12 protein-coding genes and 1 other RNA gene are annotated in these 20716 nt (G+C 61.3%); 8 read left to right on the forward strand and 5 right to left on the reverse strand.

Features of this window, described 5'->3' with window-relative positions; translation table 11 throughout:
• Positions 1–28 precede the first annotated feature (28 nt).
• Entirely contained in the window at positions 29–1225 is a 1197-nt protein-coding gene (locus J1G18_RS26195; protein ID WP_097087620.1) for a benzoate/H(+) symporter BenE family transporter, read from the reverse strand.
• Positions 1226–1583: 358 nt separating this feature from the next.
• Between J1G18_RS26195 and J1G18_RS26200 the strand changes: the two genes are divergently transcribed.
• Complete coding sequence (locus J1G18_RS26200) at positions 1584–2348, forward strand: GntR family transcriptional regulator (RefSeq protein WP_007961054.1); 765 nt, start codon at positions 1584–1586, stop codon at positions 2346–2348.
• A 183-nt stretch (positions 2349–2531) separates the two neighbouring features.
• On the opposite strand, the gene guaD is transcribed toward J1G18_RS26200, so the two are convergent.
• The 4 genes from guaD to xdhA form a co-directional block, all read right to left on the reverse strand.
• A complete protein-coding gene (gene guaD / locus J1G18_RS26205; RefSeq protein ID WP_223009207.1) occupies positions 2532–3836 on the reverse strand; it encodes a guanine deaminase in 1305 nt (434 codons plus the stop codon).
• A gap of 13 nt (positions 3837–3849) precedes the next feature.
• A complete protein-coding gene (gene xdhC / locus J1G18_RS26210; protein WP_139055674.1) occupies positions 3850–4707 on the reverse strand; it encodes a xanthine dehydrogenase accessory protein XdhC in 858 nt (285 codons plus the stop codon).
• Between the two features lie 139 nt (positions 4708–4846).
• On the reverse strand, positions 4847–7246 hold the full coding sequence (gene xdhB / locus J1G18_RS26215) for a xanthine dehydrogenase molybdopterin binding subunit (RefSeq protein ID WP_223009210.1): 2400 nt from the start codon (positions 7244–7246) through the stop codon (positions 4847–4849).
• Positions 7239–8693, reverse strand: coding sequence for a xanthine dehydrogenase small subunit (xdhA, locus tag J1G18_RS26220; RefSeq protein ID WP_223009212.1), 1455 nt, complete (start codon positions 8691–8693; stop codon positions 7239–7241). Before xdhA ends, xdhB begins: the two co-directional genes overlap by 8 nt.
• Before the next feature lie 267 nt (positions 8694–8960).
• Here xdhA and J1G18_RS26225 point away from each other — a divergent pair, with 267 nt between their 5' ends.
• From J1G18_RS26225 to J1G18_RS26255, 7 genes are all read left to right on the forward strand, one after another.
• Positions 8961–9620 carry a GntR family transcriptional regulator gene (locus J1G18_RS26225; RefSeq protein ID WP_134785863.1) on the forward strand — a complete coding sequence of 220 codons (660 nt, stop codon included), beginning with the start codon at positions 8961–8963 and terminating at the stop codon, positions 9618–9620.
• Positions 9621–9622: 2 nt separating this feature from the next.
• Complete coding sequence (smc, locus tag J1G18_RS26230) at positions 9623–13111, forward strand: chromosome segregation protein SMC (protein ID WP_223009214.1); 3489 nt, start codon at positions 9623–9625, stop codon at positions 13109–13111.
• Between the two features lie 259 nt (positions 13112–13370).
• On the forward strand, positions 13371–14234 hold the full coding sequence (zipA, locus tag J1G18_RS26235) for a cell division protein ZipA (protein ID WP_027613270.1): 864 nt from the start codon (positions 13371–13373) through the stop codon (positions 14232–14234).
• Positions 14235–14458: 224 nt separating this feature from the next.
• Positions 14459–16816, forward strand: a complete 2358-nt coding sequence (gene ligA / locus J1G18_RS26240) for an NAD-dependent DNA ligase LigA (protein ID WP_223009217.1) — start codon at positions 14459–14461, stop codon at positions 16814–16816.
• A gap of 251 nt (positions 16817–17067) precedes the next feature.
• Positions 17068–18234 (forward strand): putative zinc-binding metallopeptidase, encoded by a 1167-nt coding sequence (locus J1G18_RS26245; protein ID WP_139055680.1) that lies wholly within the window; start codon positions 17068–17070, stop codon positions 18232–18234.
• A 111-nt stretch (positions 18235–18345) separates the two neighbouring features.
• Positions 18346–18442, forward strand: an RNA gene (ffs, locus tag J1G18_RS26250) — signal recognition particle sRNA small type.
• Positions 18443–18670: 228 nt separating this feature from the next.
• On the forward strand, positions 18671–20620 hold the full coding sequence (locus tag J1G18_RS26255) for a hypothetical protein (protein WP_223009220.1): 1950 nt from the start codon (positions 18671–18673) through the stop codon (positions 20618–20620).
• Positions 20621–20716: the final 96 nt, after the last annotated feature.

A 20716-nucleotide genomic window follows, 5' to 3' on the forward strand; every position in this document is an offset into this window, starting at 1 on the left:
AAACGGCGACCTGAGGGTCGCCGTTTTTTTATGCCTGGGCTTTACGCCAATTCAAAATCAGTAACGTCAAAACCCCCGCGACAATCCCCCAGAACGCCGAGCCGATGGAAAACAGCGTCAACCCCGACGCCGTGACCATAAAGGTGATCAGCGCCGCCTCGCGTTCCTTCACTTCGGTCATGGCAATGCTCAGGCCGTTGATGATCGAACCGAACAGCGCCAGCGCGGCAATCGACAGCACCAGTTCTTTTGGCAACGCGGCAAACAGCGCCGCCAACGTAGCGCCGAATACGCCGGCAATCCCGTAAAAAATCCCGCACCAGACGGCGGCGGTGTAGCGTTTGTTGCGATCCTCATGGGCGTGCGGCCCGGTACAGATCGCCGCGCTGATCGCCGCGAGGTTGATGCCGTGGGAGCCGAATGGCGCCAGCAACAGCGAGGCGATGCCGGTGCTGGTGATCAGTGGCGAGGCGGGCACGTTGTAGCCGTCGGCGCGCAGTACGGCGATGCCGGGCATGTTCTGCGAAGTCATCGCCACCACGAACAACGGAATGCCGATGCTGATGGTTGCGGCCAGCGAGAAGTGCGGGGTGGTCCAGACTGGCGTCGCCAGTTCCAGATGGAAACCGCTGAAATCCAGCAGCCCCATGAAACCTGACAGCGCAGTGCCGATCAGTAGCGCAGCCAGTACCGCGTAACGCGGTGACAGGCGTTTGACCAGCAAATAAGTGAAGAACATCCCCAGCACCAGCCCGGTGCGGTGTTGCGCGGCGACGAAGATTTCGCTGCCGATCTTGAACAGAATCCCCGCCAGCAACGCTGCCGCCAGCGACGCCGGGATCTTCTTCACCAAGCGTTCGAAGCTGCCGGTCAGCCCGCAAATGGTCACCAGCACCGCGCAGGTGATGTAGGCGCCAATGGCCTCGCCGTAGCTGACGCCGCCGAGGCTGGTGATCAACAACGCCGCGCCGGGCGTCGACCAGGCGATGGTGATTGGCGTGCGATAGCGCAGCGACAGGCCGATCGAGCACACCGCCATACCGATCGAGATCGCCCAGATCCACGAGGAAATCTGCCCGCTGCTCAGGCCCGCCGCTTGCCCGGCCTGGAACATCAGCACCAGCGAACTGGTGTAGCCGGTCATCATCGCGATAAAACCGGCGACGATCGCCGAAGGCGAAGTGTCGGCGAGGGGGCGCAGGCGGGTGTAGGTGGCGTCGTTCATGACGGCGGTGTTCCTTATACAGATGGAGATGTCGTAGCAACGCTGAACCCAGTGGGAGCGGGCTTGCTCGCGAAAGCGGTGGGTCATTCAAGGCAGATGTCGCCTGACACGCCGCCTTCGCGAGCAAGCCCGCTCCCACAGGGGGATTTTTGTTCTGGCAGCGGATTCTGCGATCAAGCCTAAACTCAATCGTAACGGATCGTTGCAATACAGCCGTGGACACAAACAGCCATACAGTCGTGTTGCCACCATCCATTGTGTACAATCGCGCTGTTTTTTACGCGATACTTGCCAGCGACCTACTGTGCCGTATTACAGTCACGGTCTATTCGCCGCAGTTCTCCCGACTCGAGTGCCCATGAACGAACAGTTGCAACCCCTCAAGAAACAACCGCGAGCAGGCAAAGCCGGCCGCAGCGGAACCCAGGACGATATTGTCTATGCGCATATCTTCGAGGCCATCCTCGAACAGCGTCTGGCGCCCGGCACAAAATTGAGCGAAGAAGCGCTGGGGGAAATCTTCGGGGTCAGCCGCACCATCATTCGCCGCGCGCTGTCGCGTCTGGCCCATGAAGGCGTGGTGCTGTTGCGGCCGAACCGTGGCGCGGTCGTCGCCAGCCCGAGCGTTGAAGAAGCGCGTCAGGTGTTCATGGCCCGCCGTCTGGTGGAGCGCGCGATCACCGAACTGGCCGTGCAGCACGCCACCGCCGAGCAGATTGCCGAATTGCGCCAGATGGTCAACGACGAGCGCGACAGTTTCTCCCGTGGCGATCGCGGTGCCGGTATCCGTCTGTCGGGCGAATTCCACCTGAAACTCGCCGAAGCGGCGAAGAACGCGCCACTGATCAGCTTCCAGCGCAGCCTGGTCTCGCAGACCTCGCTGATCATCGCCCAGTATGAAAGCGGCAACCGCTCGCATTGCTCCTACGACGAGCACACTCAGTTGATCGACGCCATCGAAGCGCGCAACGGTGAGCTGGCAGTGGACCTGATGATGCATCACATGGATCACATCGACAGCAAGCTCAACCTCGATGAGGAGAGTGCGTCGGATGATTTGCATGCGGTGTTCTCGCATTTGTTGCAGACCAAGAAGCCTGGGCGCCCTGCGGCGAAACTCTGACTGATACCGAGTCGCGGCCTTCGCGAGCAAGCCCGCTCCCACATTGGATCTTCAGTGAATATAAAATTTGGCATCGACTGAGATCCCCTGTGGGAGCGGGCTTGCTCGCGAATACGGTCTGATAGGCAACAAAAATCCCCCGGGGCTAACACCACCGGGGGATTTTTTATGCCTCGGGAAAACTCAGCGCTGATGCACCAAAGCCCCTGCCGCATACGTCTGCTGCACCGTGCGGTCATCCCCCAGTGTCATCAGCACAAACAACGTTTCAGCAATGTTGTTAGCCTGTTTCAGGCGATAGCTCAGCAGTGGCGTGGCGTTGTAGTCCAGCACCAGGAAGTCCGCATCGGAACCCGGTTGCAGGTTGCCGATCTTGTCTTCCAGACGCAGTGCCCGCGCACCGCCCAGCGTCGCCAAGTACAGCGACTTGAACGGACTCAACCGCGCGCCCTGCAGCTGCATGACTTTGTAGGCTTCGTTCAGCGTTTGCAGCAGCGAGAAACTGGTGCCGCCGCCGACGTCAGTGCCGAGACCGACGTTGAGCTTGTGCTTCTCGGCCATCGGCAGGTTGAACAGGCCGCTGCCGAGGAAGAAGTTCGAGGTCGGGCAGAACGAGATCGCCGAGCCGGTTTCCGCCAGTCGCGCGCATTCGTCGTCGCACAGGTGCACGCCGTGGGCGAACACCGAGCGCTCGCCGAGCAGTTGGTAGTGATCGTAAACGTCCAGATAGCCCTTGCGCTCCGGGAACAGTTCCTTGACCCACTCGATTTCCTTGAGGTTTTCGCTGATGTGGGTCTGCATGTACAGATCCGGGTATTCGGTCAACAGTTGGCCGGCGAGGGTCAGTTGCTCCGGGGTGCTGGTAGGAGCGAAACGCGGGGTGACCGCGTAGTGCAGGCGGCCCTTGCCATGCCAGCGTTCGATCAGCGCTTTGCTCTCGACGTAGCTCGATTCGGCGGTGTCGGTCAGATAGTCCGGCGCGTTGCGGTCCATCATCACCTTGCCGGCGATCATCCGCAGGTCGAGCTTCTCGGCGGCCTCGAAGAACGAGTTCACCGATTGCGGGTGCACGCTGCCGAATACCAGCGCGGTGGTGGTGCCGTTGCGCAGCAGCTCCTTGATAAAGATATCGGCCACGTCGTCGGCGTGGGCCTTGTCACCGAACTGGCTTTCGCACGGGAAGGTGTAGGTGTTGAGCCAGTCCAGCAGTTGCTCGCCGTAGGCCCCGACCATGCCGGTTTGCGGCAGGTGGATGTGGGTGTCGATGAAGCCCGGGGTGATCAGCGCGTCCTGATAGTGGGTGATCTCGATGTCCGCCGGCAGGGTCGGCAGCAGGTCGCTGGCGTGGCCGAGGGCGCTGATCTTGCCGCCATCGACCACCAGCAGGCCGTCCTCGAAATATTCGTAGGAGGCTTCGATCCCGACTTCGGCGGGGTCGGCGATGCTGTGCAGGATGGCGGCGCGGTAGGCTTTGCGAGTCAGAGGCATGAGGGTTCTCTAATCAGTTTGAGGCTTTGAGTTTGGCGGCCTGACTGCGCCGCGAAACCGGCAGCAGTCTGGCAATCGGTTCGGCGCTGGCGCTGTGCTGGCCGAAATTGGCGTTATAGGTGGCGATGATTTCGCCGGCGATAGAGATGGCGATTTCCACAGGCAGTTTGCCTTTGACTTCGCCAATGCCCATCGGGCAGCGCATGCGTTGCACGACGCCGCTGTCGAAACCGCGATCACGCAGGCGATGTTCGAACTTGGCCCGTTTGGTCTTCGAACCGATCAGGCCGAAGTAAGCGAAGTCGTCGCGCTTGAGAATCGCGGCAGTGAGTTCCAGGTCGAGCTGATGGTTGTGGGTCATGACGATGCAATAGCTGCCGGCGGGCAGATCGTCGATTTCATCCACAGGCTCTTCGGCGACGATTTTACGCACGCCGTGGGGGATCTGTTCGGGGAATTCCTCTCCCCGCGAATCGATCCAGCGCACCCGGCACGGCAGGCTGGCGAGCAACGGTACCAGCGCACGGCCGACGTGCCCGGCGCCGAACACCGCGATCTGCGCCTGCACCTGGCCCATCGGTTCGAACAGCAACACGGTGGCGCCACCGCAGCACTGGCCGAGGCTGGCGCCGAGGCTGAAGCGCTCCAGATGGGTGTCCTGCTTGCCGCTGGCGAGCATCTCGCGGGCGATCTGCATGGCTTTGTATTCCAGATGCCCGCCACCGATGGTGTCGAAGGTCTGTTTCGCGCTGACGACCATCTTCGAGCCGGCGTTGCGCGGGGTCGAGCCGAGTTCTTCGATGATCGTCACCAGAACACAGGGTTCGCCCTGGTTCTGCAGGTCGGCGAGGGCGTCGATCCAGTTGTACATAGTTCACCCCTACAACATCGTTGTCTGTTCGGGCCTATTCGCGAGCAAGCTCGCTCCCACATTGGATTTGCACAAGTCCAACAGTCAGCACATATCCCTGTGGGAGCGAGCTTGCTCGCGAATGGCCGCACCTCGGTCCCTAGAGCGGAGCCAACTCGGTTTCAGCTTCGACCGCTTTCACCGTCTTGAGCTGGCGCATCTGCTCACAGCCCCACAACACCCGCTCCGGGGTCGCAGGCGCATCGATCTGCGGCTGATGCTTATAGTCACCGAGGCTCGCCACCGCGTCCTTGATCGCGCACCACGCGGCAATCCCGAGCATGAACGGCGGCTCACCCACAGCCTTGGAATGGAACACCGTGTCTTCCGGGTTCTTGCGGTTTTCCACCAGTTTCACCCGCAGGTCCAGCGGCATGTCTGCCACGGCCGGGATCTTGTAGCTGGCCGGGCCGTTGGTCATCAGCTTGCCCTTGTTGTTCCAGACCAGCTCCTCCATGGTCAGCCAGCCCATGCCCTGGACGAAACCGCCCTCGACCTGACCGATGTCGATCGCCGGGTTCAGCGAGGCGCCGACGTCGTGGAGGATGTCGGTACGCAGCATCTTGTACTCGCCGGTCAGGGTGTCGACGATCACTTCGCAGCACGCCGCGCCGAAGGCGAAGTAGTAGAACGGCCGACCACGGGCCTGGCTGCGGTCGTAGTAGATTTTCGGGGTCTTGTAGAAGCCGGTGCTCGACAGCGAGACCTGATTGAAATACGCCAGTTGAATCAGCGCCTCGAAGGTCATGATGTGGTCACGCACGCGCACATGGCCGTTGTGGAATTCCACGTCTTCTTCGCTGACCTTGTAGTGCCGCGCGGCGAATTCCACCAGACGCTGCTTGATGATCTCGGCGGCGTTCTGCGCGGCCTTGCCGTTGAGGTCAGCGCCGCTGGAGGCCGCAGTCGGCGAGGTGTTCGGCACTTTGTCGGTGTTGGTCGCGGTGATCTGCACCCGATCCATTTCCACCTGGAACACTTCGGCCACCACCTGCGCGACTTTGGTGTTGAGGCCCTGGCCCATTTCCGTGCCGCCGTGGTTCAGGTGGATGCTGCCGTCGGTGTAGACGTGGATCAGCGCGCCGGCCTGATTGAGGAAACTGGCGGTGAAGGAAATGCCGAACTTCACCGGGGTCAGCGCCAGGCCTTTTTTCAGGATCGGGCTGTTGGCGTTGTAGCGACGGATCGCTTCGCGGCGCTCGGCGTACTGGCTGCTTTCTTCCAGTTCGGCGGTCATTTCCTCGAGCATGTTGTGCTCGACGGTCTGGTAGTAGTGGGTGACGTTGCGCTCGGTCTTGCCGTAGTAGTTGGCCTTGCGCACCGCCAGCGGATCGAGGTTGAGGTGACGGGCAATCGCGTCCATCACATCTTCGATGGCGACCATCCCTTGCGGGCCGCCGAAACCACGGTAGGCAGTGTTCGACGCGGTGTTGGTCTTGCAGCGGTGACCATTGATGGTCGCGTCCCCAAGGTAGTACGAGTTGTCCGAGTGGAACATCGCCCGGTCAACGATCGACGCTGACAGGTCCGGCGAGCAGCCGCAGTTGCCAGCCAGGTCCATATTGATCCCGTGCAGACGCCCGGTGCTGTCGAAGCCGACGTCGTACTCGACGTAAAACGGGTGGCGCTTGCCGGTCATCAGCATGTCTTCGACCCGTGGCAGGCGCATCTTGGTCGGCTGCCCGGTGAGGTGCGCGATCACCGCGCACAGGCACGCCGGGCTGGCGGCCTGGGTTTCCTTGCCGCCGAAACCACCGCCCATGCGGCGCATGTCGACGACGATCTTGTTCATCGACACGTCGAGCACTTCGGCCACCAGCTTCTGCACTTCGGTGGGGTTCTGCGTCGAGCAGTAGACGATCATGCCGCCGTCTTCGGTGGGCATCACCGAGGAGATCTGGGTTTCCAGATAAAAGTGTTCCTGACCGCCGATGTGCAGCGTGCCTTGAATGCGATGTTCGGCGGTGGCCAATGCCGAAGCCGAATCGCCACGCTGATGGGTGTGGCTGTCGAGCACGAAGTGGCGTTTGCGCAAGGCTTCGACCACGTCCAGCACCGGCTCCAGATCCTCGTACTCGATGATCGCCGCCATCGCCGCTTTGCGCGCGGTTTCCAGGTCTTTCGCGGCCACGGCCAGCACTGGCTGACCGACGAACTGCACGTCATCGATGGCCAGCAGCGGATCGCCCGGCAGCAGCGGGCCGATGTCTTTCAGGCCCGGCACGTCTTCGTGGGTGATCGCAATGCGCACGCCTTCGAAGGCGTAGCAGGGCTTGGTGTCGATGCTGATGATTTTCGCGTGGGCGCGGTCCGAGAGCCGTGCGTAAACGTGCAGTTGATTGGGAAATTCCAGACGATCATCGATGTACTGCGCTTCACCGGACACATGCTTGGCGGCGCTGTCGTGCTTGACGCTGCGGCCGACACCGGTGGTCAGGTCCTTGGCAAACAGTTCCGCCAATTCGGCTTGGGTCTTCTCTACGGCGTGATGGTTAGACATAAGCGGTCACCCGAGTCTCGATGTGCGGTGTTTGCAGTTCGATGAAGTATTTGCGCAGCAGGTTCTGTGCGCTGAGCAGGCGATATTCCTTGCTGGCGCGGAAGTCCGAGAGCGGCGTGAAGTCTTCGGCCAGCGCAGTGCAGGCGCGTTCGATTACAGCGTTGTTGAACGGCTGGCCGAGCAGCACGGCTTCGCAGTGGGCGGCGCGTTTCGGAATCGCGGCCATGCCGCCGAACGCCATGCGCGCATCGCTGATCACGCCGTTTTCCACGCGCAGATTGAATGCGGCGCAGACGGCGGAGATGTCATCGTCCAGACGCTTGGAGACTTTGTAGGCGCGAAAGCGCTGCTCGGCCGTGGCACGCGGGACGATGATCTTCTCGATGAACTCGCTTTCCTGACGGGCGGTGACCTTGTAGTCGATGAAGTAATCTTCCAGGTTCAGCGTGCGCCGGGTTTCGCCTTTGCACAGCACCACTTGCGCGCCGAGGGCGATCAGCAGCGGTGGCGAGTCACCGATCGGCGAGGCGTTGCCGATGTTGCCGCCGAGGGTGCCCTGGTTGCGGATCTGCAGCGAGGCGAAGCGGTGCAGCAGTTCGCCGAAGTCCGGGTATTCGGCGGTCAGCGCTTCGTAGCAGTCGGAGAGGGCGGTGGCGGCACCGATTTCGATGCGGTCGTCGAAGGTTTCGATGCGCTTCATTTCGGCGACGTTGCCGACGTAGATCATCACCGGCAGGGTGCGATGGAACTGGGTGACTTCCAGCGCCAGATCGGTGCCGCCGGCCAGCAGCCGCGCTTGTGGGTAAGCGTCATACAGATCGGCCAGATCGGCGACGGTCAGCGGCACCAGGCAACGCTTGTCGCCACTATTGAGTTCACCGATATCGGTCGGGGCGATGGCTTTGAGGCGGGCGATGGTCTCGGCTTCGCGGGCGTCGAACTGGTCCGGTTGCTTGCCACAGCAGGATTGCTCGGCGGCGGCGAGGATCGGCCGGTAGCCGGTGCAGCGGCAGAGGTTGCCGGCCAGCGCTTCGTGCGCCTTGGCCGGATCCGGTGCATCGCTGTTCTTTTGCAGGGCGAACAGCGACATGACGAAGCCGGGGGTGCAGAAGCCGCACTGCGAGCCGTGGCACTCGACCATGGCTTTCTGCACGCTGTGCAGTTCGCCCTGGTGCTTGAGGTCTTCGACGCTGATCAGTTGTTTGCCGTGCAGCGACGAAACAAAGGTCAGGCACGAGTTGAGGCTGCGATAGCGAATGTGTTCGCGGCCGGCGTCATCCGTTTGCAACTCGCCGACCACTACGGTGCAGGCGCCACAGTCGCCGCTGGCGCAGCCTTCTTTGGTGCCGGATTTGCCCACGTGTTCGCGCAGGTAATTGAGCACGGTCAGATTCGGGTCCAGGGCGTGCTCGCTACGGAGTTCCTGGTTAAGTAAAAACTGGATCACGGAAGGCCTCGCAGACTCATTATTGTTGTTAACCGACTTCAACCGAATTTAGCAGGTCTGACTTTTCGGTCAATGGTTTTCTGACTTAAAGGTCAGGAAAAACGGTTTTGTCGATTAACGCGTGCTCTATTGAGTATTGACCCTGAGCGGATCCACTGCCTTTTTGCTTGAATCGTGCCAAAAAGCGCCGTGCGGGCACTCCGCCATGCACCTGCATTTGCGCTACACTGCGCCGCTTGTGCAGATCGAAGAGTTTGAAGGACAACCATGACGTTCAAGGCGCCGGACAGCCTCGCCGAGCAAATTGCTCACCACCTCGCCGAACGCATCATTCGCGGCGAAATGAAGCCGGGAGAGCGCATTCAGGAACAGAAGGTCACGCTGGCCCTCAATGTCAGCCGCGGATCGGTCCGCGAAGCCCTGCTGATCCTCGAGCGCCGTCACCTGATCGCGATCCTGCCGCGACGTGGCGCCCATGTCACCGAACTCACCGCGCACAAGGTGCAGAGCCTGTGCACGCTGATGAGCGAGCTGTACATCCTGCTCGGCAATGCGGTCGCCAATGGCTGGCAGATCCAGGCCGACATGGCGCCGTTCGTGCAGATCCAGCAGCGCCTGACCGCCAGCTACGAGCGTCAGGACATCCGCACCTTCGTCGACGACAGCTTCGCCGTGATGCGCGCTGCGTACCCGTTTGCCAACAACCCGTACCTGCAAGAGACCGTCGAGAACCTGCAGCCGGCCATGAGCCGTGCCTATTTCCTCGCCCTCGAACAGCGCAAGGCCGAAATGAGCGAGTTTCTCGAACTGTTCGAACGCCTGCTGGCCGCTGTGCTCGCCCGTGATTTGCCGCAGATCCGCATCGTGCTGACGGCTTACGCCCAGCGCAGCTGCGATCTGGTGGTCTCCGCCCTGACGGTTGCCTGAGCGTGCGGCTGAAGTGCATCAAACTGGCGGGGTTCAAGTCCTTCGTCGACCCGACCACGGTGAACTTCCCCAGTAACATGGCGGCGGTCGTCGGGCCGAACGGTTGCGGCAAGTCGAACATTATCGACGCCGTACGCTGGGTGATGGGCGAGAGTTCGGCGAAAAACCTGCGTGGCGAGTCGATGACCGACGTCATCTTCAACGGCTCGACCAGCCGCAAACCGGTGAGCCAGGCGAGCATCGAACTGGTGTTCGACAACTCCGACGGCACGCTGGTCGGCGAGTACGCGGCTTACGCCGAGATCTCCATTCGCCGCAAAGTCACCCGCGACAGCCAGAACAGCTATTTCCTCAACGGCGCCAAATGCCGCCGTCGCGACATCACCGACATCTTCCTCGGCACCGGCCTCGGCCCGCGCAGCTACTCGATCATCGAGCAGGGGATGATCTCCAAGCTGATCGAAGCCAAACCGGAAGACCTGCGCAACTTTATCGAAGAAGCGGCGGGCATCTCCAAGTACAAGGAGCGCCGGCGCGAGACCGAAAACCGCATCCGCCGCACCCACGAAAACCTTGCGCGTCTGACCGACCTGCGTGAAGAGCTTGAGCGTCAGCTCGAACGTTTGCACCGGCAGGCCGAGTCCGCCAAGAAGTATCAGGAATACAAATCCGAAGAGCGCCAGCTCAAGGCGCAACTGTCGGCCCTGCGCTGGCAGGATCTGAACGATCAGGTCGGCCAGCGCGAGTCGATCATCGGCACCCAGGAAGTCAGTTTCGAAGCGCTGGTTGCCGAGCAGCGCAATGCCGATGCGGCTATCGAGCGGCTGCGCGACGGGCACCACGAACTGTCCGAGCGCTTCAATCTGGTGCAGGGACGCTTCTATTCGGTCGGCGGCGACATCGCCCGGGTCGAGCAGAGTATCCAGCACGGCCAGCAGCGCTTGCGCCAGTTGCAGGACGATCTGAAAGAAGCCGAGCGCGCGCGTCTGGAAACCGAATCGCACCTGGGCCACGACCGCACGCTGCTGCTGACCCTCGGCGAAGAGCTGGACATGCTCACCCCCGAGCAGGAAGTCACCAGCGCCGCTGCCGAAGAAGCCGCCGCTGCGCTGGAAGATTCCGAAAGCGTCATGCACGGCTGGCAGGAGCAGTGGGACACCTTCAACCTGACCGCCGCCGAACCACGGCGTCAGGCTGAGGTGCAGCAGTCACGGATCCAGCAGCTGGAAACCAGCATGGAGCGTCTTGCCGATCGGCAAAAGCGTCTCGCCGAAGAGCGCGATCTGCTTTCCGCCGACCCGGAAGACGCGGCGATCATGGCGCTCAACGAGCAGCTCGCCGAATCCGAGGCGACCCTCGAAGATTTGCAGACCAGCGAAGAAGCGCAGGTCGAAAAACTGGAACAACTGCGTCAGGAATTGCAGCAGGCACTGACCGCGCAGCAGCAGGCGCAGGGCGATTTGCAGCGCCTCAACGGGCGACTGGCGTCGCTGGAAGCCTTGCAGCAAGCCGCGCTCGACCCGGGCACCGGCACCGCCGAATGGCTGAAGGAACACAACCTCGCCGAACGGCCGCGTCTCGCCGAAGGCTTGAAGGTCGAGGCCGGTTGGGAGCTGGCGGTGGAAACCGTGCTCGGCGCCGATCTGCAAGCGGTGCTGGTGGACGACTTCAACGGCTTCGATCTGTCCGGTTTCACCCAAGGCGATCTGCGCCTGCTCAGCCCCGCCAGCGATGGTGTGCGAGTGGCGGGCAGCCTGCTGGATAAAGTCGAGGCGCAGATCGATCTGTCGCCGTGGCTCGGCCAGGTCAAACCGGTCGACAGCCTTGAACAGGCGTTGGCCCTGCGCGGCCAGTTGAGTGCCGGGCAGAGCCTGATCAGTCGCGACGGTTACTGGGTTGGTCGACACTTCCTGCGGGTGCGTCGCGCCAGTGAAGCCGAGAGCGGCATGCTTGCCCGTGGCCAGGAAATCGAGACGCTGCAGGTCGAACGCGAAGAGCGCGAAGCCACGGTCGAAGCCATGGAAACCCGTCTGCAAACCCTGCGGGCGCAACAGCGGCAGCAGGAAAACGGCCGCGAACACTTGCGCCGTTTGCTGCAGGACGAAGCCCGCTCCCAAGGTGAATTGAAAGCCCAGTTGTCCGCCGGTAAAGCCAAGGCTGAACAGCTGACGCTGCGCCGCACCCGACTCGATGAGGAGCTGATCGAACTCGGCGAGCAACGCGAACTGGAACACGAGCAGATCGGCGAAGCGCGCATGCAATTGCAGGAAGCGCTCGACGCCATGGCGCTGGATACCGAGCAGCGCGAGTTGCTGCTGGCTCAGCGTGACAGCCTGCGAGAACGCCTTGATCGCGTGCGCCAGGAAGCCCGCCAGCACAAGGATCACGCCCATCAACTGGCGGTGCGTCTCGGCTCGTTGCGCGCGCAGCACGATTCCACGCGTCAGGCGTTGGAACGTCTGGAGATGCAGGCCGAGCGCCTGACCGAAAAACGCGAACAGTTGAGTCTGAATCTGGAGGAGGGCGAGGCACCGCTGGAAGAGCTGCGCCTGAAACTCGAAGAGCTGCTCGACAAGCGCATGACCGTCGACGAAGAACTGAAGACTGCGCAGATTGCGCTGGAAGACGCCGACCGCGAACTGCGCGAGGCGGAAAAACGCCGGACCCAGGCCGAGCAGCAATCGCAATTGATCCGTGGCCAGCTCGAACAGCAGCGCATGGAATGGCAAGCGCTGACCGTGCGGCGCAAGGCGTTGCAGGATCAATTGCTCGAAGACGGCTACGATCTCAATGGCGTGCTCGCGACCTTGACGCCTGAGGCCAGTGAACGCGCCGCCGAAGAAGAACTCGAACGGATCAATGCGCGGATTCAGCGCCTGGGTGCGATCAACCTCGCGGCCATCGACGAATACACGCAACAATCCGAGCGTAAACGTTATCTGGATGCGCAGGACGCCGATCTGGTCGAAGCATTGGAGACCCTGGAAAACGTCATTCGCAAGATCGACAAGGAAACCCGTAACCGCTTCAAGGATACTTTTGATCAGATCAATGGCGGATTACAGGCGCTTTTCCCGAAAGTTTTCGGTGGTGGCAGCGCGTATTTGGAACTGACGGGCGAAGATCTACTCGATACAGGGGTGACGATCATGGCGCGGCCGCCAGGAAAGAAGAACAGCACCATCCATTTGCTCTCTGGCGGGGAAAAAGCCCTGACCGCACTGGCACTGGTTTTTGCGATCTTCAAATTGAATCCGGCGCCGTTCTGCATGCTCGATGAAGTTGACGCGCCACTGGATGACGCTAACGTTGGACGCTACGCACGATTGGTTAAAGAGATGTCGCAGACCGTGCAGTTCATCTATATCACCCACAACAAGATCGCCATGGAAATGGCCGATCAACTGATGGGCGTGACGATGCACGAGCCGGGTTGTTCGCGACTGGTTGCAGTGGATGTCGAGGAGGCGATGGCGATGGTGGACGCCTGAGTCAGCGTGGTGTCGGAAGGGTATGAGTAGTCTGTAGGACTTTTTTACCGACTTCGACTTGCTGGCCAATCGACATATTCGCGCAAGCCAATGTGACAGACGGTGTAAAGTTGTCTTTGGTCGTGCTAGTTTAATGTCAATTTTTCGTATACGTGGGCAAAACGCCTGTCAGAACATAGAGTTGGCGCCACGTTTTAAAGCGGTTTGCACAATGTAAACCCCTTATTTTTCAGCATTTTTTATAGAGGCACGGGATTACATGGAAATCGGTCTGCGCGAGTGGCTGATCGTCATCGGCATCATTGTGATAGCCGGTATTCTTTTCGATGGCTGGCGCCGTATGCGCGGCGGCAAGGGAAAACTGAAATTCCGTCTTGACCGAAGTCTGTCCAACCTGCCGGACGAGGACACCAGTGCTGAGCTGTTGGGCCCGGCCCGCGTACTGGATACGCACAAAGAGCCGCAACTGGACGAACACGATCTGCCGTCGGTGAGCATGCCGGCCCGCGAAGCACGCGAGCCTCGCGAATCCGGTTCGAAACGTGGCAAGCGCGGCAGCAACGGTCCGGCCCAGGGCGACCTGAACCTCGACCTGGACCTGGACGGCGGCCCGAGCTTCAGCAGCCGTGATGATGACTTCGTCGACGACAGCAAGCCTGCGCCAGCCGTGGCCGACAAGGATCAGCCGCAAGCCGAAGAAGTCCTGGTGATCAGCGTGATCTGCCGCGACGCCGCCGGCTTCAAAGGCCCGGCCCTGCTGCAGAATATTCTGGAAAGCGGTCTGCGTTTTGGCGAGATGGATATTTTCCACCGTCACGAAAGCATGGCCGGCAACGGTGAAGTGCTGTTCTCCATGGCCAATGCGGTCAAGCCGGGCATCTTCGATCTGGACGACATCGACCATTTCAGCACCCCGGCGGTGAGCTTCTTCCTCGGCCTGCCTGGCCCGCGTCATCCGAAGCAGGCCTTCGACGTGATGGTGGCGGCAGCACGCAAGCTGTCCCAAGAGCTGAACGGCGAGCTGAAAGACGACCAGCGCAGTGTGCTGACCGCACAGACTATCGAGCACTACCGTCAGCGCATCGTCGAATTCGAACGCCGCGCCCTGACCCAGAAGCGCTAAGGCCAGAGCGCAGTTGTGGCGAGGGAGCTTGCTCCCGCTCGGTGGCGAAGCCGCCGTAAATCCTGCAACCGGGTTGTGCCTGATGCAACACGGTGGATGGTATTGGGCTGCTTCGCAGCCCAGCGGGAGCAAGCTCCCTCGCCACAATGTCCATAGCCTTGAGCTATTGTGATTTAGAAGATTGAGCAGCCTCGGCTGCTCTTTTGCTTTATGAGAGAACACCCATGACCGCCGCCAAAAACCGCATTCTAGAGCTGCGCGCTGAACTCGATCAGCACAACTACCGTTACCACGTCCTCGACGAGCCGAGCATTCCGGACGCCGAGTACGACCGGTTGTTCCACGAGCTCAAGGCACTGGAAGCGGCCAATCCGGAACTGATCACCAGCGACTCGCCGACCCAGCGTGTCGGCAGCGTGGCACTGACCGCGTTCACCCAGGTGCGTCACGAAGTGCCGATGCTCAGCCTCGGCAACGCCTTCGAAGAAACCGACATGCGCGAGTTCGACCGCCGGGTGACCGAAGGTCTGGATCTGCCGGCCGGTGATCTGTTCGGTGGCGGCGCGGCGGTGGAATACAGCTGCGAGCCGAAACTCGATGGCCTGGCGGTCAGCCTGCTGTATCAGGACGGCGTGCTGGTGCGTGGCGCCACCCGTGGCGACGGCACCACCGGTGAAGACATCAGCGTCAACGTGCGCACCGTGCGCAACATCCCGTTGAAGCTGCACGGCACAGGCTGGCCGGCGACCCTCGAAGTGCGCGGGGAAGTGTTCATGTCCAAGGCCGGTTTCGAGCGCCTCAACGCCTCGCAACTGGAAGTCGGCGGCAAGACCTTCGCCAACCCGCGCAACGCCGCTGCCGGCAGCCTGCGTCAGCTGGATTCGAAGATCACCGCCAATCGCCCGCTGGAATTCTGCTGCTACGGCATCGGTCAGGTCTCCCACGATATCTCCGATACTCACATCGGCAACCTCAAGCAATTGCAGAAGTGGGGCATGCCGATCAGCCACGAGCTGAAGCTGGCCAAAGGCATCGGCGAGTGCCTGGATTACTACCGCGACATCGGTGAGCGGCGTAACGCGCTGGCCTACGAAATCGACGGTGTGGTGTTCAAGGTCAACAGCATCGCCGATCAGCGCGAGCTGGGCTTCCGTGCCCGCGAACCGCGCTGGGCGATCGCGCACAAATTCCCGGCGATGGAAGAACTCACCGAACTGCTCGACGTGGAATTCCAGGTCGGTCGCACCGGCGCGGTCACTCCGGTGGCGCGGTTGAAACCGGTCAAGGTCGCCGGCGTCACCGTCGCCAACGCGACCCTGCACAACATGGATGAAGTGGCGCGCCTGGGCCTGATGATCGGCGACACGGTGATCATCCGTCGCGCCGGTGACGTGATCCCGCAGGTGGTGCAAGTGGTCACCGAACGTCGCCCGGAGAATGCTCGTCCTGTAGCGATTCCAGAGAATTGCCCGGTCTGCGGCTCCCATGTCGAGCGCACGCAACTGGTCAAGCGCAGCAAAGGCAAGGAAACCATCAGTGAAGGTGCGGTGTACCGCTGCGTTGGCCGTCTGGCCTGTGGCGCGCAACTGAAGCAGGCGATCATTCACTTCGTCTCGCGCCGGGCGATGGACATCGAAGGCCTTGGCGACAAGAGCGTCGAGCAACTGGTCGATGAAGGTCTGGTCAGCTCGCCGGCCGATCTGTACGCGTTGAAGTTCGACGACATTGTCGATCTGGAAGGCTTCGCCGAGGTCTCCAGCAACAAGCTGTTGGCGGCGATTGAAGACAGCAAGCAACCGGGACTGGCGCGGTTCATTTATGCGCTGGGCATTCCCGACGTCGGCGAGGAGACGGCCAAGGTGTTGGCGCGCTCGCTGGGTTCGCTGGAGCGCGTGCAGCAGGCGTTGCCGCAAGTGCTGACCTACCTGCCGGACATCGGCCTGGAAGTGGCGCACGAGATTCACAGCTTCTTTGAAGATGCACACAACCAGCAGGTGATCACCGAGTTGTTGGGGCATGGCCTGCAGATTCAGGATCAGGGTGAACTCGGCGCCGAATTTGCCGCCAGCACGACCCTCGGTGGTCTGCTCGACAAGCTGCACATTCCCTTTGTCGGCCCGGGCGGCGCGCAGAAACTGGCGGACAAATTCGATTCGCTGGACGCAGTGATGAATGCCGACTGGCTGGACATGCGTCAGGCGCTACCGGAGAAGCAGGCCAATTCGGTGCGCGAGTTTTTTGCTGTGCCCGAGCATCGGCTGATCGCCGAGGCCGCCGAGAAACAGCTGCGGGATTTCGGCATGCACTGGCTGAGCGAGAAGAAAGTCGTCGAAGGCCTGCCGCTGTCCGGCGAAACCTGGGTGCTGACCGGCAAGGTCGAATTGATGAGCCGTGATGTGGCCAAAGAACACCTGGAAAGCCTCGGCGCCAAGGTCGCCGGCTCGGTATCGGCGAAAACTCATTGTGTGGTCGCAGGGCCGGGTGCTGGCTCGAAGCTGACCAAGGCCAATGAACTGGGGGTGAAGGTGATGGATGAAGAGGCGTTTATCGCGTTCCTCAAAACCCATGGCATTTCTGCCTGATAGGGCTCAAACCTGTAGTGAGGGGATTTATCCCCGACCGGCTGCGCAGCAGTCGTAAAGCCTGAGCACACGGTTTGTCTGATTCAACCGAGTTTTAGGATTTGGGGCTGCTTCGCAACCCATCGGGGCGGTGCGACGTTTCGCTAAATCCCCTCACCACAAGGGTGGTATCGGCCAATAGCCGTGGAGTATTCGGAACGATGTCGGCTCGGCAATGATCTAGTCTTGGCAAGCCCCAGGGAGAGATCGCCATGTACCGCTTTTTCGAGCAGCTCAGTTCTCGCATCGTCGCGCCGTTCATGGGCGAATCTTCACGCAACAGCAAAATCTGGCCGTGCCGCTGCGGCCAGTCGCTGTTCTTTCGCAACAGTCAGTGTCTGGCTTGCAGCGCCTTGTTGGGCTATCAGCCTGAAGAAAGTCGCCTGACCTCGTTGCAGCCCGGGCCACAGGACGGCAGTTGGACACTCGATGCCGATCCCGACGCCGGACTGTTTCGTCGCTGCGCCAACCTCGACACTCCCGCCGCGTGCAACTGGCTGCTGCCGGATAACGGCCACGACAGCCTGTGCATCGCCTGCAGCCTCAACCGCACCATCCCCGACCTCTCAGTGCCGGAAAACCCCGAACGCTGGCGCAAAGTCGAAATCGCCAAGCGCCGGCTGGTGGCGCAACTGATCACCCTCGGCCTGCCGGTCATCCCGAAAACCGTGGATGAGGCCACCGGTCTGGCCTTCGACTTCATCGGCGTCGACCTCGAAGGCAACGCGCCGATGACCGGCCACGCCAACGGCCTGATCACCCTCGACATCAAAGAAGCCGACGACGCCCATCGCGAGCAGATCCGGGCGGCGATGCATGAGCCCTATCGCACGCTGCTCGGGCATTTTCGGCATGAGGTCGGGCATTATTATTGGGATCGACTGATCGCCAATGGGCCGTGGCTTGAACCTTTCCGCAACCTGTTCGGCGACGAGCGCGCCAGTTACGCCGAAGCGCTCGACCGTCACTACCAGCAAGGCGCACCGCTGGACTGGCCGCAACACTACGTCAGCGCCTACGCGACCATGCACCCATGGGAAGATTGGGCGGAAACCTGGGCGCATTACCTGCACATGATGGATGCGGTGGATACCGCGCTGGGTTTCGGCATGAGTGCGCGGGAAATGGACTTCGACTATCAGCCGTTTCCACCGAGCACACTGTATGACCCGGAGCATCCCGGCGGCGCGGCGTTCCTGTCGTTCGTCAACGCCTGGATCGAACTGGCGGGCATGCTCAACGAGCTGTCACGCAGCATGGGGCAGCCGGATTTCTACCCGTTCGTGCTGCCGGCGGCGGCGATTGCCAAGTTGCACTTCATCCATCTGGTGATCCAGCAGGCGGGCGGCAAGGCGGACGAGGTGTTACAGGCGCAATAGCAAGTGCTTGAAGCCCTTCATATTTTTAATCTGAAACCAACGGTTGTAACTTCGCTTCAGATAGGTACAATGGCGCGGCTCGCCGACAGGTGAGTGTCGTTATGGTGACCCCATCGGTCCCCCCGCAACGATTACCCGTGAACCTGGTCAGAGCCGGAAGGCAGCAGCCACAGCGGGAACATTGTGTGCCGGGGTGTGGCTGGTGGGGTTACCACCTTAACGAACGAAGAACGCTTCAACAGAACTGCATGGGTTTCGCCCACTGCGGTTTTTTTATGCCCGCGATTTGGGCTTTCACACCAGCCCCTGTGGGAGCGAGCCTGCTCGCGAAGGCTGCCCCCCGATGCCTGTTCAGCCACCAAGGTTGAACAGTGGCATACTCCACCGTCTTGCTGCGCGCGTCGTTGACAAGTTCGCGCCCTGGCTACGAGGTTGTATGCACCCGGAACATCACGATTTATCCACCGCCGTGTACTTGCCCGTGACGGATGAGACCTGCGCCAGCCTGTTGCAGCCCGATGGCGCAAAAAACCTCGGCGAGTTGACGGATGCGCAGCTGGCCGCCGTGCTGGTCATCCAGAATCTGGCTCAGGCCACCGAAAAGGATCTCACCGCCGCAGCGGCGGAGAAGGTGCTGGCGCGCCTGATCGCCTGGGCGGTCGATGGCGGGGCAGGGCTGCTGTCCGAGGCGCAACGGCTGTTCGATCCGCGCCAGTTGTACTTCGGCCTGAACGCCATCAGGGGATTGAACCTGCGATTGCTGTTGGCCGAAGAGGTGTCGGCGCAGGATTACCTGCTACCCGATGGCAAGTGGGATGACGAGTTCAAGGCGCGCCACCACGCGATCAACAATCCGTTCAGCCAGCAGATGATCAGCCCCGCGCACCGCGAGCGCTGGCTCAGCGCCGCGCAGGACAAACTGGTCAGAACCTTCCGCGCCAACCTCGATGAAGACCTGCACGTGCAAGGCTATGCCGGGATCGGCAAGAGCCACCTGGTCGGTGCCTTGACCGAGTGCCTGGACCCCGGGAAAACCCTGTTGCTGGCACGCACCCCGGAAAAACTTGCGACCCTGTGCCAGCGCATGGGCGTTGCCAGTGAACGCAAGCCCGGCATCACCTTTGAGGCGTTCGCGCGCGGGCTGATTTATGGGCGCAAGCCACAGCCGGCAAGCGCCGCCGGCCGAGTCGCGAGCAAACAGAGTCTGGCGCAGGAGCTGAGCATCCTCGGCTTTCGCGAGCATGACGCGCAAAGGACTCTCAACGTCTGTCTGGAAACCCTCGAGCGCTATTGCCACTCCCGGGATTACAGCCTGTCGGCGCATCATCTGCCGTATTTCAAACTGTCCTTGTCCAGCCTTGAGTCCAAGGTGCTGCTGGAATATTCAAGCCGCGTGTGGACTTACCTTGAGGCCAACCCGGCGTGGGGCCGGCAGAGCGGCTTTGAAGCCTTGTTGCTGATCAAACGGGCGAGCCTTGCGGGCTGCGTGGTGCCGCCGCGTTATACCCACGTGCTGATTGACGAGAGTCAGGACATTCCCGCCTCGCTGCTGCAGATTATCGAGCGCGGCCGGCAGGTGCTGATCACGCTTGGGGATGAGTATCAGCATGCCGAGCGCGATCTGGTGAAAAGAAAGCGTGAGGTGCGCCAGAGCGATATCACCTACTCGGTACGCTCGGGTCGTAACGTCGAGCGTCTGGTCAATCCGCTGATTTCCCGGCACTCGGAAAAGAGCAAGGTGCCGTTCGAAGGCGCGCGTGAAGCTGACGTCGGCATCGAGTTTTATCCGCAGGGCTTTGTCCCGCCGGAAGGTTGCGTGGTGCTGACGGCGTCCCCTTGGGACACCATGAAGTGGGCCATGCAGCTGCACGATGCCAATTGCCTGTTCAGCTTTGCCGACATGAAAGCCCAGCGCGACCTCGAGCACTTCATGATCACCGCCATCGAACTGTTCAGGGTCGACTTCTACAGTGCCGAACACAGCGAGAAGGGCCCGCATCGCTATTTCAGCGATCTGCCCAAGTGGCAGCAGGTGCGCGATGCCAACCAGTTCGACGAGGCGTTTCTGTGGGTCGAGGCCGAACTGGAGAAGGGCTTCAAGGTCGCTGACCTGACCCGGCTCAATCGGATGATCGGCGGCCCCGGCAAAAGCTGCCTGCTGATGCAGGCGCACGAGGCGGGCGGCATGGAGTTCGACCGGGTTCTGCTGACGCCCGAGCTGCTGACCAACGTGCAGTTCAAGGACGCCTACGCGTTCGATCAGCGGATCTGCGCCGTGTACATCGCCATCTCCCGCGCCCGGCAGCAGCTTTACCTGCCGTACGATGTGGTCGAATGGATCGAATTTCACGACTACCAGAAATTCCGTGAGTCGCACGGCTACTGAATAATTCTCTGTCGGAAATGTCCCCCTGTGGGAGCGGGCTTGCTCGCGAAGGCGGTGTGCCAGTTAACGAATCAGATGACTGACACACCGCCTTCG

The sequence above is a fragment of the Pseudomonas sp. MIS38 genome, from assembly GCF_019891575.1.
Classification (GTDB): domain Bacteria; phylum Pseudomonadota; class Gammaproteobacteria; order Pseudomonadales; family Pseudomonadaceae; genus Aquipseudomonas; species Aquipseudomonas putida_A.